The organism is Bombilactobacillus mellifer (assembly GCF_000970795.1).
Taxonomy (GTDB): domain Bacteria; phylum Bacillota; class Bacilli; order Lactobacillales; family Lactobacillaceae; genus Bombilactobacillus; species Bombilactobacillus mellifer.
Window position 1 is genome coordinate 510,941 of sequence record NZ_KQ034028.1, and the last position, 14,186, is coordinate 525,126.

The 14,186-nt window shown below is 40.0% G+C and carries 17 protein-coding genes; 14 read left to right on the top strand and 3 right to left on the bottom strand.

Annotated elements, in window-relative coordinates; all coding sequences use genetic code 11:
* Positions 1–2 precede the first annotated feature (2 nt).
* From JG30_RS02580 to cobT, 13 genes are read left to right on the top strand one after another with little or no spacing between them, the layout of a single operon-like run.
* A complete protein-coding gene (locus tag JG30_RS02580; RefSeq protein ID WP_046315920.1) occupies positions 3–722 on the top strand; it encodes a cobalt-factor II C(20)-methyltransferase in 720 nt (239 codons plus the stop codon).
* Positions 700–1,443: an energy-coupling factor ABC transporter permease gene (locus JG30_RS02585; protein WP_046315921.1), complete on the top strand. Its 744-nt coding sequence runs from the start codon at positions 700–702 to the stop codon at positions 1,441–1,443. The genes JG30_RS02580 and JG30_RS02585 overlap by 23 nt, the downstream gene beginning before the upstream one ends.
* The gene (locus JG30_RS02590; RefSeq protein WP_046315922.1) at positions 1,440–1,769 is read left to right on the top strand and encodes an energy-coupling factor ABC transporter substrate-binding protein; all 330 of its coding nucleotides are present in this window, start codon (positions 1,440–1,442) and stop codon (positions 1,767–1,769) included. Before JG30_RS02585 ends, JG30_RS02590 begins: the two co-directional genes overlap by 4 nt.
* Before the next feature lie 15 nt (positions 1,770–1,784).
* A complete protein-coding gene (cbiQ, locus tag JG30_RS02595) occupies positions 1,785–2,465 on the top strand; it encodes a cobalt ECF transporter T component CbiQ (protein ID WP_046315923.1) in 681 nt (226 codons plus the stop codon).
* Between the two features lie 15 nt (positions 2,466–2,480).
* Positions 2,481–3,287, top strand: coding sequence for an energy-coupling factor ABC transporter ATP-binding protein (locus JG30_RS02600; protein WP_046317158.1), 807 nt, complete (start codon positions 2,481–2,483; stop codon positions 3,285–3,287).
* Between the two features lie 36 nt (positions 3,288–3,323).
* Complete coding sequence (locus JG30_RS02605) at positions 3,324–4,835, top strand: cobyric acid synthase (protein WP_046315924.1); 1,512 nt, start codon at positions 3,324–3,326, stop codon at positions 4,833–4,835.
* A complete protein-coding gene (locus JG30_RS02610; protein WP_046315925.1) occupies positions 4,832–5,278 on the top strand; it encodes a precorrin-2 dehydrogenase/sirohydrochlorin ferrochelatase family protein in 447 nt (148 codons plus the stop codon). The genes JG30_RS02605 and JG30_RS02610 overlap by 4 nt, the downstream gene beginning before the upstream one ends.
* Positions 5,279–5,333: 55 nt before the next feature.
* A complete protein-coding gene (hemC, locus tag JG30_RS02615; RefSeq protein WP_046315926.1) occupies positions 5,334–6,275 on the top strand; it encodes a hydroxymethylbilane synthase in 942 nt (313 codons plus the stop codon).
* 31 nt (positions 6,276–6,306) lie between these two features.
* Positions 6,307–6,894, top strand: a complete 588-nt coding sequence (gene cobU / locus JG30_RS02620) for a bifunctional adenosylcobinamide kinase/adenosylcobinamide-phosphate guanylyltransferase (protein WP_046315927.1) — start codon at positions 6,307–6,309, stop codon at positions 6,892–6,894.
* A gap of 6 nt (positions 6,895–6,900) precedes the next feature.
* Positions 6,901–7,662 (top strand): adenosylcobinamide-GDP ribazoletransferase, encoded by a 762-nt coding sequence (locus JG30_RS02625; protein ID WP_046315928.1) that lies wholly within the window; start codon positions 6,901–6,903, stop codon positions 7,660–7,662.
* A 5-nt stretch (positions 7,663–7,667) separates the two neighbouring features.
* Positions 7,668–8,258, top strand: coding sequence for a histidine phosphatase family protein (locus JG30_RS02630; protein WP_046315929.1), 591 nt, complete (start codon positions 7,668–7,670; stop codon positions 8,256–8,258).
* 31 nt (positions 8,259–8,289) lie between these two features.
* Positions 8,290–9,030, top strand: a complete 741-nt coding sequence (locus tag JG30_RS08585; protein WP_052725169.1) for a uroporphyrinogen-III synthase — start codon at positions 8,290–8,292, stop codon at positions 9,028–9,030.
* Positions 9,005–10,054 (top strand): nicotinate-nucleotide--dimethylbenzimidazole phosphoribosyltransferase, encoded by a 1,050-nt coding sequence (gene cobT, locus JG30_RS02640; protein WP_046315930.1) that lies wholly within the window; start codon positions 9,005–9,007, stop codon positions 10,052–10,054. Before JG30_RS08585 ends, cobT begins: the two co-directional genes overlap by 26 nt.
* Before the next feature lie 28 nt (positions 10,055–10,082).
* Here the strand turns inward: cobT and mmuM are convergent, their stop codons facing one another.
* A complete protein-coding gene (gene mmuM / locus JG30_RS02645; protein ID WP_143443875.1) occupies positions 10,083–11,018 on the bottom strand; it encodes a homocysteine S-methyltransferase in 936 nt (311 codons plus the stop codon).
* A 498-nt stretch (positions 11,019–11,516) separates the two neighbouring features.
* Between mmuM and JG30_RS02650 the strand changes: the two genes are divergently transcribed.
* Positions 11,517–12,686: a M20 metallopeptidase family protein gene (locus JG30_RS02650; RefSeq protein ID WP_046315931.1), complete on the top strand. Its 1,170-nt coding sequence runs from the start codon at positions 11,517–11,519 to the stop codon at positions 12,684–12,686.
* Positions 12,687–12,806: 120 nt separating this feature from the next.
* Here JG30_RS02650 and JG30_RS02655 read toward each other — a convergent pair whose 3' ends face one another.
* Together JG30_RS02655 and JG30_RS02660 are read right to left on the bottom strand one after the other, a co-directional pair.
* Positions 12,807–13,394, bottom strand: coding sequence for an ATP-dependent Clp protease proteolytic subunit (locus tag JG30_RS02655; RefSeq protein ID WP_046315932.1), 588 nt, complete (start codon positions 13,392–13,394; stop codon positions 12,807–12,809).
* A 149-nt stretch (positions 13,395–13,543) separates the two neighbouring features.
* Complete coding sequence (locus JG30_RS02660; RefSeq protein ID WP_046315933.1) at positions 13,544–14,098, bottom strand: NADPH-dependent FMN reductase; 555 nt, start codon at positions 14,096–14,098, stop codon at positions 13,544–13,546.
* Between the last annotated feature and the right edge of the window lie 88 nt (positions 14,099–14,186).

Sequence of the window (14,186 nt, forward strand, 5' to 3'; positions counted from 1 at the left end):
TAGTGACATATTTTGTAGGCATTGGTGTAGGCCCAGGTGATAGTGAGCTATTGACGCTGAAGGCTGTTCAGACACTGAAACAGTTAGATACTTTATATGTTCCCCATGCTCATAGCGGGCAGGTTAGTTTAGCAGAAACAATTGCTCAACCTTATTTAAAAACCACCATAGAGATTAAATCGCGCCGTTTCCCCATGGTTCGTAGTCAAACAGTTAAGGCACAGGAATGGCAAAAGATTGCGGATGAAATTATCGCGGATGTCAATGCCGGTCAAGAAGTCGGGTTTTTAACCTTGGGAGATCCTGCCATTTACAGTACTTTTAGTTACTTATGTAATTATTTGCAAGGGAAAATTCCTATCCGCAGCGTCGCGGGCATTTCTTCCTTTAGTCAAATTGCTTCCATCTTAGTTCAACCCTTAATTTTAGATAATGAGTCCTTAGCTATAATTCCGGCCAATAAGGATCCTCAGCAACTAGAACAATTGATTGATCTTAATGATAATGTAGTTTTGATGAAGTTGGCGGTTAATTTTGCCAAAATTTATCAGATTTTAGCCCAGCGCAATTTATTAGCTCAAACAACAGTTATTGAGCGTGCTTCAATGGAACAACAAGTAATTAAAACTATGAATCAATATCATCCAGAGGATAAAGTGCCTTATTTTACGACAGCCGTTTTAAGAAAGGAGCACACAGATGCAATTCAAAAAAATACTTAAGACCTTGTTGGCCATTACCGGTGCCATGATTTTTTTCTTGTTAGCTTTTCCAACGCGGGTGCAGGCCATGCATATTATGGAAGGGATGTTGCCGCCTAGTTGGTGTATTAATTGGTACGTAATTTCGGCACCCTTTTTCATCTATGGTTTGTATCGATTACAAAAAATTATTCAATCCAGTCAAAAAAATGCCAAAGTAATGTTAGCTTTATGTGGTGCATTTGTCTTTGTGTTATCTTCTTTAAAATTGCCATCGGTAACGGGATCATGTTCCCACCCTACAGGAGTAGGTTTAGGCACTGTCATGTTCGGCCCCGGGGTAATGTCCGTTATTGGCGTTATTGTGTTATTATTTCAAGCACTATTACTGGCTCATGGAGGCCTGACTACGCTCGGTGCTAATGAGTTCTCGATGACTATTATAGGACCAATCGTTGGTTTTTTGGTTTATAAATTGTGCCGGCGTTTCAAGGTTAATCGTTCGGTATCGATTTTCTTATGTGCGATGCTGGCGGATTGGTCAACTTATATTACGACTGCTTTTCAGTTAGCCATTGTCTTTCCGGATCCGCATGCGGGGGTGATGGCTGCGTTAATTAAATTTTTAGGTATCTTTGCGATTACTCAAATTCCTTTAGCAATTGCAGAAGGTTTATTGACGGTTATTGTTTATAACTTGGTAATTAGTAATGATTTATGGAAGGAGACCGCCTTACAATGAATAAAAGAACGAAAACCAATATTATCTTATTAGTTATCGTCTTACTACTAATCATTTTTCCGTTCGTTTTTGTTCATGGCGAATATGGCGGTAGTGATGATCAAGGCACTGAACAAATTAAAAAATTTGCGCCGCATTACAAAGTCTGGGCCCATCCGATTTGGGAGCCACCTTCTGGAGAAATTGAAAGTTTATTATTTACAGTCCAAGGTTCTTTAGGTACCGGGATTATTGCTTATGTGATTGGTAATGCCCATGGCAGGAAAAAAGCTTTAAAAGAATTGGAACATCCTTCGCAAAAAACGTCGGCATCAGCCAAAAAATAAAGAGGTGCTGCTTTGATGTTGAGTATCGATAAATACGCTTATTCAAATCGCTGGGCTGAATGGTCACCTCTGACAAAGGCCGGAATTTGGTTAGGATTAATGATTTTAGCATTTCAACCTTTACTCTGGCTGAAGTTCAGTATGTTAGTTTGTGTAGCCATTATTACTGTAAGAATAACGCAAGTTTCCTGGCGGCAATATGTGAAGTGGTTTTATGCAATTTTGCCATTTTTATTCTTAAGCATTCTGGGTATTGTCTTTACGGTCTCCCAGCAAAAACAAGACTTACTTATTGCTTGTCATTTGGGCCAGACCTATTTTGGGTTGTCTAAAACGATGTTGCCCGTGGGTGCCAAAATTGGAATTCAAGCGTTCAGCGCGATTATCGGCACTTATTGGTTTGCTTTATCAACGCCCTTTACGCAAATCATTTCCCTGCTGCATCGACTTCACCTCCCAGATAATTTAATTGAAATTACGATGTTAATGTATCGCTTCATTTTTATTTTTATTGAATCCTGTGAGCAAATTTATCACGCACAAAAATTACGCTTTGGTTATGATACAATAGGGCTGACATTACATTCTTCGGGCATTTTAGCGCAAATGCTCTTTCAGCAAGTAATTGTTAATTATCGAAAAATGGAATTAGCTTTGGCTGCGAAATTATATGATGGCGAATTTCGAATCTCATAATGGAGGCTGACTGTGGTGTTAGAGTTAAAGAATCTTTCTTTTGGTTATGAACCGCAACATTTAATTCTCAAAAATATTTCGCTGCAGTTGGGAAATAACCACCAACACGTTATTGGCTTAATTGGTCCCAATGGTTCGGGAAAATCAACCTTATTTTTAAATTTGGTGGGAGTCTTACGTCCAACCTCAGGGCAAATTATTGTCGATGGTCAACCAGTCAAATATCACAAACACAATTTGCAAGCTTTACGCCAAAAAATTGGGATTGTGTTTCAAGATTCTGATCAACAATTATTTTATTCTATTGTTCAAGATGATGTAGCTTTTGCGTTAAATAATTTGAAATATGATACTACCGAAATTCAGCGCCGAGTCCAGGAAGTTCTGGAAGAATTGGATATTTGGCCATTACGTAAGTCGCCAATCCAATACCTCAGTGGGGGTCAAAAAAAGCGTGTGGCTATTGCTGGGATCTTGGTTTTGCAATCCGAATGGTTATTATTAGATGAACCCACAGCCGGTTTAGATCCTGATGGTCGGAAACGGATGGCTCAATTAATTAGCCATTTAGTGGCTCGTGGCCAGAAAATTATTTTGTCGAGTCATGATATGGATTTTATGTATGATGTTTGCGATTATTTCTATTTGTTAAATGCCGGACAAATTATTGCCGAAGGCACGAAAAAAACGGTTTTTACAAATCAACAATTATTAGAGAATAATAAATTAGAACAGCCTTGGCTAGTGAAGTTGCACCAAAAATTGGGTTTGCCTTTATATAATAATGCCCAAGAACTATTTGATCAGCATGATTCAATGTAGGTTGCAATGAACTAGTTATAAACGGAGTTATTGAACATGACAAAAGCAATTATGTTTCAGGGAACCGCTTCCGATGCGGGCAAAAGTTGGATTGTTGCTGCGGCTTGTCGGTGGTTAGTACAACAGGGTTATAAGGTAGCCCCCTTTAAATCACAAAATATGGCGTTAAATTCTTTTATTACCCAAACCGGTGCCGAAATGGGCCGGGCTCAGGTTTTCCAAGCTGAAGCAGCGCAGAAAGAACCTGATGTGCGGATGAATCCGGTGTTATTAAAGCCGTCAACTGATCAAACTTCTCAAGTAATAGTTATGGGCCAAATCTTGGCTGATATGAGTGCCCAAAAGTACTATCAATTTAAAAAGCAGTTAAAACCTCAGATCATGCAAGCTTATCGCGGTTTGGCTCAAGAAAATGATGTGATTGTTTTAGAGGGTGCCGGCAGCCCAGCGGAAATTAATTTAAACGAAAATGATATTGTCAATATGGGCATGGCCCGCTGGGCACAAGCGCCGGTGATTTTGGTGGCAGACATTGACAAAGGCGGTGTATTCGCCTCAATTTATGGTACGATTAAGTTGTTGGAACCGACCGATCAAAAACGCGTATGTGGGATTATCATCAATAAATTTCGGGGTGATAAACAGCTTTTAGAGCCGGGTATTCGGATGATTGAACAACTAACTCATGTTCCCGTTTTAGGGGTTATTCCCTTAGCGGATGTGGATTTAGATGAAGAAGACAGTGTGGTACTCAGTCGCAAACGTCAAATACCTGATAATACTAAAGCCTTAGATATTGCAGTGATTGACTTAAAGCATATTTCTAATTTTACCGATTTTCATAGTTTAGAAATTCAACCGGATGTTTCTTTGCGTTATGTGTTGAAATCACAACAGCTAGGGCAACCGGATTTAATTATTCTTCCGGGAAGTAAAAATACCAATGAAGATCTGGCAGCTTTAAAAAAAGAACAGTTAGATCAAGCGATTGTACAAGCACATCAGCAGGGAAGTTGGGTCGTTGGCATTTGTGGCGGCTATCAGATTTTAGGTCGGGACTTATTGGATCCTGACCAGGTGGAATCGACTATTCGCACACAGGCAGGTTTAGGTCTGTTGGATATTGCGACTACTTTTAATCAACAAAAAACGACCACGCAGGTTATGGCCCAACGCGGTGACTACCAGCTCCATGGTTATGAGATTCATATGGGTGAAACCAAGCTGGGGACGCAAGTACAACCATTTGCTCAAATTTTAACAGTGAATGGTCAAGCCTGCCAACGTTGGGATGGGGCGATTAATTTAGAGCAGCGGGTTTTTGGCACTTATTTACATGGCCTTTTTGATAATCCGCTGTGGACCAGGCATTTTCTCAATCTCTTGCGGCAACAAAAGGGATTAGCTCCTTTCCAAGCTGCCACCCCCGCATTAGATCAATATAAAGAAACACAGTATCAAAAATTGGCACAAGTCTTTGCGGATAACGTTGATTTATCGAAGTTTATGGCACTTTTACAGCAATCTGAACAAGGAAGTCAACTATGACGTCATTATATCCGATAATGTTAAATTTAGCTGATCAAGCTGTAGGTGTCATCGGCGGCGGTCAAGTAGCAGCACGCAAAATCAAAACTTTAAATTTATTAGGCATTATTCCGGTCGTGGTCAGTCCGCAATTAAATCCACAAATTAATCGCTCGCAGATTAAATGGATTGCTGATACTTATCACTATCACTATGTACAAGATTTGCGGCTTTTATTAGCATGTACTGATAATCGGAGGGTTAACCATCAAATTCGTTTAGATGCTAGTTCCAAACAAATTGTGAATAACGTCAGTGATCAGCAGGATTCTGATTTTTTTAATATGGCCACCATTGTCCAGTCGGATTTAGTGGTCACAGTCTCAACGCGCGGACATTCACCGGCCCGCGCCAAACACGTAAAACAGGTTTTAGAAAGATTATTACAACAACAAAAACTATAACTCAACATTATTTTGGACAAAATTAGGTACACAAGTTTATTGGAGAGCAAAATTAATGAGAAACCAAATAGTTGTCGGTAGTCGTAAGAGTAAATTAGCTTTAATTCAGACGCAGATTGTGATTGCGGCATTACAAAAATACTATCCAAAAACCCAGTTTAAAATTCAATATGTAACAACAGAAGGTGATCGTAATTTGCAAGCGAGCCTTACCCAAATTGGGGGTAAGGGGGTGTTTGTGAAAGAAATTGAACAGCAGCTTTTAGATCATCAAATTGATTTGGCCGTCCATAGTTTGAAAGATGTTTTGCCAGTCTTGCCGGAACAGTTAACTATCGGAGCCTATCCGCAAAGAGATTGTCCGTTTGACTGTTTAATTAGTCGCCAGCCTTTATCCAGCATTTGGGATTTGCCGGAGCACAGTATTATTGGTACAAGTAGCTCCCGCCGCCAAAGTCAGTTACTCCATCAACGTCCTGATTTGCAGGTTGTTTCAATTCGCGGTAATTTAGATTCACGTTTGCATAAAATTGCTACTGATAATTTAGATGGCATTATCGTAGCCCAGGCGGGGTTAAATCGATTACAGCCCCGCATTCAGCCATATTATGTTTTAAATTTAGAAGATGTTATTTTACCAGCCGTGGGTCAGGGATGTTTAGCCGTGGAATGTCGACAACAAGACTTGAAAATGCGGCGGATGCTCCAGCAAATTAATGACACGAGGACTGAATTATGTGTAGAAATTGAACGAGAATTTTTACGGGAATTAGGCGGCGATTGTACTTTTCCCATTGGTGGTTATGCTCGTGTGGTGAATCAAGAACTAACTTTTACGGGTTTGATCGCTACTAATGATGGTCAACACCTCATACAAGCTGAAACACGCACGACTGCGCCACAACCCCAGATCGGTCGCCAATTGGCGCAAAAATTACGCCAGAAAGATCAATATCAGATCATTCAAAATGCGAATGTCGATGATGCCGCTTTATGAAAAAGTTATTCAGCAAAAGGAAAGATAAGTAATGGTTAATGAATTAGTCTTAGTTCTCGGCGGCGCGCGCAGCGGTAAATCAGAATTTGCCGAAAGTCTCTATGCTAACACGGCCAACATTTATTATATTGCTACCGGAGTTTTAAAAACTCATGATCCAGAAATGCAAGCGCGGATTCAAAAACATCAACAACGTCGTCCTGCTAGCTGGCACACTTTTGAACAGTATCAGGGATTAGAGACCTTAATTGCCCAGCATCAAGTGGATGGTTATTTTGTTGATGATGCGACAATGTTAGTTACTAATTTGTTTTACGATCAATTATTGCAACAAACGACGGCTTCTGAACTAGATAGTTACTTAGCACAAATGAGTGCCGATCAATTACTGACAATTGAAACAACGATTTTAAACGCGTGGCAAAAAATTTTGCACGCCCGCCAGCACTATCAACAGTCCATGGTAATTGTTAGTAATGAAGTAGGCTTGGGGGTTGTTCCCGCCACGAAACAAACGCGGGTTTTACGCGATATTTATGGCAAAGTTAATCAACTCTTAGCCCGGCAAGCTACGAAAGTTTATTTTGTTATTAGTGGCATTGCCACGCAGATAAAGTAGGAGAAAATGTTTACAGCACTTGTGTTATTTACTCAATTTTTTACAAAACTCAATATCCCCATTGCCATACCTGAACCTACTAATAAATTTCGAAGTAGTATTCAATATTTGACGCTGTTTAGTTTTTTATTAGGTTGCTTGGAGGCGGGGATCGTGGGTCTTTTCATGTTTATCTTGCCTAAGTGGTTAGTTTGGATTTTTTATTGGATTATTGATGGCTTAATTACCGGCGGCTTTCATTTAGATGCCTTGGCGGATACGGCAGATGGTTTATTTTCTTCACGCCAACCTGCGAAAATTTTAGATATTATGAAGGATAGTCGAATTGGGACTATGGGGGCTTTAGCCTTGATTTATTATTATATTTTGGCGATAGCTTTAGGTATCAATTTAGCGCGGATACTGTCACCTTGGTGTTTGTTGGCTTTAGTGGTTACTTGTACGATGGTGACTAAAACAGGACTATCACTCTTATTTTATCGGATGGTTTATGCGGGTAAAAAAAATGGTTTGTCGGTGATTTGGTTACATATTGCCCCTTGGCGTATTGTGATTGCCCAAATATTTTCCGTCATAATCATCGGCTGGTTTTTCTCATGGTCGGGCTTAATTAGTTACGGTTTAATTATTGTTAGTGCTTATTTTTATCGTAGAAAAATTGTCCAAATTTTGGGAGGCTTTTCAGGCGATACCTTAGGGGCCTTTGCCAGTTTAACCCCGGTGATCTTCTTATTCTGTCTAAATTTAACTTTTCAGCTGCTGAGGTAGTAGGAATGAAATTAATTGTGGCCCGACATGGGGAAACCCTTATGAATCAACAACGCAAATTTTATGGCAGTTTGAATGTAGTCTTGGATAAAGTTGGTCAACAACAAGCCCAACTTTTAGCTGAAAAAGTGCTTCCTTTAAAGCCAACTTTATTAGTCCAAACTAATTTAAGACGAACGCAACAAACTTTAGTACCGTTGCGTCAAAGCCTTCCGCAAGTTCCAGTACTTACTTTGCCGGATTTGGCCGAAAAAGGATTTGGTCGCTGGGAAGGACTAGATGCTAATCAAATTCAGGCGCAAGATCCTGATCATTGGCAACGTTGGTTAGCGGCTCCCTTAACTTATACGCCCCCGTCGGTAGAACCTTTTCATGATTTTGAAACTCGTGTGGATCGCGGATTAAAGTGGCTAAAACAACACGCTGTAGCCACAGAGGTGATTTTTTTGGTGGCCCATTTAGGCACCTTAAGAGTCATTGATCAGCTCCTGTTGCAAGATCAGACTTATTTTTATGATCGTCAATTTCAAAGTGCCTGTTATACGTTATACGAGTGGGACGCGCGACAAGTTCCGTTGGTGGTACGAAATCAATAATTTTTAAAAAGAAAGTGGTGACTGAACGTTTATGGCGTTATTGATCACTTATGCGCAAACAAAAATTCCACAATTGTATCAAAAACAACTGGCCCAATGGACGAAGGTCATTTATTTACCATTGATTTATTTACAACCGCGGACTTTAACTTTGAATGAGATACACTGCTTGCAACAAGCAACAGATATCGCAATTACTAGCAATTATGGGGCCTATTTATTTCAAACCAAATATGCTCATTATAATCCCACGGCGACACTTCATGTTTTAAGTGCAAAGACAAAACAAAAACTGCAGCTGCAAGTACCTAACGCGATTCAAATTAGTGATCGTGAGAATCGCGCAGCTTTAGTGGATCAAATGCACCAAATCAATCCTGCGACCACTTGCTGGTTATTAAGCGATCGAGTCAGCCCTTCTGAAGCACACTTACCAGGAAAGCCCCTGGTAATTTATTACAATACTTGGACACGTAGCTTACAAAAAAAAGCCCTCACGATGTTATCAGGACAGCAAATTGATTGGGCTTTGGTCACTAGCGGTTCTAATTTTCAACGGTTGCTTACTTTGAAAACCAGATTAGATGATCAAGATTGGCAACATACAGTGTATTATGTTTTAGGACACAAAACTGGTTCAGTCATTGCAGCACATCATTATCCGGTAGTTTATCCCGGACAGTCAACCCAAGTTTTAGAACAAATCCTTAAAAAGTTGGTACGTCAAATTAAAATGGAGGCCAATCATGGACTGGACAAGTTTACCCATTGAACCGCTAGATAAGCTAGCACAAACAAAAATGCAAACCAAATTAGATCAACTCGCTAAACCTATTAATAGTTTAGGTCGTTTGGAAGAATTGGCTGATCATTTAGCAGGCATTTACCATTCAACAGAATTGGACTTACAATCACGCAAATGCCTTGTCTTTGCTGCGGACAATGGGGTGGCCCAAGAAGGGGTGTCAGCCACGCCACAAAAGGTAACAGCTATTCAAGCACTGAATATGCTGGCTGGTCATACCGTTGTGGCAACTTTAGCGCAAACCTATCATTGCGATATTCAGGTGATCGATGTCGGAATTAAATCAGACTTGGATTCTGCTGCTATTGTTCAAAAAAAAATTAGATGCGGGACTGCCGATATGTTGGTGCAACCGGCGATGACTTATGCACAGGCACAACAAGCTATCCAAGTGGGTTTTGATCAAGCACAGCAAGCTATTGAGGCTGGATATCAGTTATTGGCGGTAGGAGAATTAGGTATTGGCAATACGACAGCAGCTTCGGCAATGGTTGCAGCACTATTACATACCAACGGTAGCGCCGTTGTGGGTAAGGGCTCGAATATTTCATCACAACGCTTGAAACATAAAATTAAGGTGGTAGACGGTGCTTTATCTCGTGCAGCTTTACCCTTTCCCCTGCCTGATCCCTTAGTGGTTTTACAACAGGTGGGAGCTTTAGAATTGGGAGCTATGACCGGAGCAATTTTAGGAGCTGCTGCTTATCAAAAACCGGTTTTATTAGATGGCTTTTTATCTTATGCTTCAGCTTTATTAGCTCAAAAGCTGAGACCGACAGTCCTTGATTACGTGATTCCTACTCATATTTCGCATGAGCAGGGATCGCAATTAGTACTGCAAGCCTTGGGACTTAAACCTTATATTGATTTAGAAATGTGCGTAGGAGAAGGTAGTGGAGCTATGATGATTCTACCGTGGCTCGATGGTCTGCAAACTATTTTGCAGCAAATGAATACTCAAATAGATATGGACTTTACTTATTTTCCGTAAAACCATTTTAATACTCGCAATTAGTACTCTAAGAAACACTCCCTAGCGATTCAAAATAGTGAGTGATTTTTTGGATTTCCGGTAAATAAGTTGTGCAGCAGCCCCCGATCAGATGGGCGCCAGCTTGATACCATTGCGGCACTAATTGCGCAAAATCAACTGGCGGCATTATCGGCTGCCATTTTTTTATAACAGGATTATACTGACTGCCTAAATTCGGATAAATAATGATGTCTTTATTAGTTAAAGCAGTGAGAGTTTGAATAGCTGGCAATACTAATTGCGGGGCGCAACAATTACAACCGACAGCAAAAACTTGCGGATTTTGATTTAACAAGGGAATGACTGCTTGTAAAGGCGTACCACTGCTGAGTGTATGCGCATCTCGTAAAGTAAAACTCACATAAACTGGCATTTGGGGAGCATGACACTGCAGCCAATCTAATAAAGTTTTTGCTTCAAGCCATTGGGGTTGGGTTTCAATGCCTATACAATCTGGCCGCTCTTGGAGAATTGCTTGAAGACGGGGTAAATGAAAAGCCAAAAACTCACTACGGCTTAATTGATAATCGCCGCGGTATTCACTGCCATCTGCCAAATAAGCACCATAAGGGCCAATGGTTCCTGAAACAAAATTATAATGACCAGTTTGATCGTAAAAATCATCACGCGCTTTTTGGGCTGTTTGCACAGCTGATCTGATAAAAGTTACTGCTTGGTCTTTCGAATAGCCAACCCGCTCAAAAGCAGACAGATTAGCTTGATAGGTATCAGTAATCGCTAATTGAGCCCCTGCTTGAAAATATTGATAATGAACTTGGTAAACTTGTTGTAGATTATGAATTAAGGCATTAGCAGTCCAGAGCTCATTGTTGGTGGTTACACCTAATTTTTCCAAAGCTGTGGACATGGCGCCATCTAGAATTAAGCCCCTGCTTTGGACGGTCTGTAAAAAATTTATCATAATTGGTTTGAACCTCAAATTATATTTGCAGCTGTCTTTTTTAACTAATAATATTTTACTTATATGCTAACACACATTCAAAACCAATTAGAAGTGCGTGTAAGACAAGATCCAATCCTTTTGCAACGTCCAATGAAAGTTTCCTTTGTTCAAATAAGATTTTTAGGAAGAATTTATTGTTAAATTCTGGTTAGCACATTCATGTAGTCTTGATTTGAGTAATGCTCAAGCGATCATTGAGAAGTTACTTGTATTATCTGAATGAAATGTTCACCGGTCATTTGAAAGCCTCGGCGTAGTCAAAACTCAATGAGAGAGAAAAATAATTAACTGTGTCGCTTCAGGGGCACTGCCAAGCACTGCTTTTAATAGTCTGAGAAAATTTTAAATATCTAATTGTACTTTTCGAATTTCTGTGCTAATCTAAATAAAATTTATTAATTATTAACTGTTGCTATAATACAATAAGTGTCTTGTCTGATGAGAGGAGAATGTTGAATGGATAAATCTTGGGTGGATTTAATCCCTGAAACAGAAATGATTCAATGGCGGCGGCATTTGCATCGTCATCCTGAAAGATCATTTCATGAAGAAAAAACTTGTGCCTATATTATTAAAAAGCTCCAATCTTTTGGGAATATCGAGATTGAACAGCCAACGGCGACTAGTGTGTTAGGAACAATCCAGGGCCAACAACCTGGTAAAAAAATCTTAATTCGTGCAGATATTGATGCCTTGCCAGTGCAAGAGGATACTGGTTTGGAATTTGCTTCCGAAAATCCAGGTTTAATGCACGCCTGTGGTCATGACACCCATACTGCGATTTTATTGGCAACTGCGCAAGTATTAGTTAAGTTACGCGAACAATTTTCTGGGACAGTGCAAGTTTTATTTCAGCATGCGGAAGAATTGCCGCCTGGTGGTGCGCGTGAAATTGTAGCAAGTGGTTATTTACATGATTTAGATGCAGCCATTGGTTTACATATCATGTCAATGGCACCAACTGGAAGTATCCAAATTGTCCCTGAAGGGGCCTGGTCGACTTATTCTGATACTTTAGAATTAACTATTCATGGTCGGGGGAGTCATGGGACTATGCCCCAAAATGGGGTTGATCCAATTATTGTTGGGACAGAGATTGTCAATCAATTTCAAACGGTAATCTCTCGATTTGCGGCACCAGATGATGTTGTAGTCATTAATGTCGGTGAATTTCAAGCAGGGCATGCTGCCAATGTCATTCCGGAAACAGCTCATTTAAGTGCTTCCATTCGGACCATCGATCAGCAAACTCGTGAAAAAGTGGCGCAACGAATTCAAGATATCGTTAAGAACACCTGCGCGACTTATGGAGCTACTCCGGAAATGGAGTATGATTTTTATTATGATGCGGTTATGAATGATCCGGCAGTTACTAAAGTAGTCTGGCAAAGTGCAGAGGATGTTCTCGGGCCTGAGTTTGTACACAAGTCTAAACGCAATAGTGGTAGTGAAGATTTCTCAGCCTATGGAAAAGTAGCTCCGTTATGTTATTTTGTATTAGGAGGGGGCACAGCTGCTGATGGTTACCAATATGCCAACCACAGTTCCAAATTTGTGATAGATGAAGCTTCCTTAATTAATGGTGTAAAAACAGAAGTTGCGGCTACATTAAATCTATTAAAATAAAAATTACAAAAAAGCCTAGTTCGATTATCGAACTTAGGCTTTTTAGTTTATTCTAAAGCAGTGTTTTCGCAATAATATAAATCGCTGCTTAGCGTCAATTTATTCTAAAGGTTATCTAAATTATTTTTTGTCTTGGTTAGTCATAATTTCATCAATCAGACCATAATCTTTAGCTTCTTGCGCGGTCAAATAATTATCGCGTTCCGTATCCCGCTTAATAGTTTCAATGTCTTGTCCAGTGTTATCAGCTAAAATTTTATTCAAACGCTGTCGTGTCTTTAAAATTTCTTCAGCTACAATTTCAATTTCGGTTTGCTGACCTTGGGCTCCACCTGATGGTTGGTGAATTAAAACGGTGGAATTAGGTAACGCAAAACGCTTACCCTTGGTACCGGAAGATAGCAGGACACTAGCCATGGAAGCGGCCATTCCCATTGCGATGGTTTGAACATCGGAATGTACAAAATTCATGGTATCCATAATCGCTAATCCAGCGGTTACGGAGCCACCCGGTGAATTAATATACATATAAATATCCTTTTTAGTATCTTGGGCATCTAAAAATAATAATTGTGCAATGACCGTGTTTGCTAAGTCGTCCGTTACTTCGCCAGACAACATAATGATGCGATCTTTTAATAAGCGTGAATAAATATCATAAGCCCGTTCGCCACGGGGACTTTGTTCAATAACTGTAGGAACTAACATGCAAAAGCCTCCTCTGTAAAATTAGCACTCCAGCTGTTACTCTGCTAATTTACCACATTTGGTCAAAAAGTCAACGTTAAACTTAAGTGGCAAGGAAAAAGACTGGTAAAAAAGTTTCAGCACTAACTGTAAAAATTATTGGGAACTGTTTAGTAACGTTCAATTAATTGAACAAAGGCGTTAACAATTGACTGCAGAAAATCTTTCGTACCTTGATTGTTAACCTCGCCCTTAGCAGTATCGATAAATTGATCCACATGACTGAGATAAGCTTCGGGTTGTTGCAAGGTTGGCATATTAAGAAAAACGAGCGCTTGGCGCAGATGATGATTAGCACCAAATCCACCCATTGTACCTGGGGAAAGAGAGACAATCGCAGCGGGTTTTCCATCCCAGACATTAGCGCCGTAAGGACGCGAAGCAACATCGAGAGCATTTTTTAAGACGGCAGGCACGCTACGGTTATACTCAGGGGTGACGAAAAGAGCGGCATCGAGTTTTTGTACAGCGGTACGGAACTGAACATATTCCGTCGGTACTGGTCCCAAATCGTCAAAATCTTGATTGTATAACGGCAAATTACCGATCTCAAGGAATTGCGTCGTATAGTCAGCAGGGAATAACTTGGCCAGTTCTTGCGCAATAATTCTTGAATAAGATCCCTTGCGTAAACTACCTACAAAAATACCAACATTTTTAGTCATGAAACACACCTCTTTTGAAATTTTAGTTATCCTCATATCCAGTATAACTAAATTACGACAACTAAGCTCAAATTTATTTTTCAGTCTT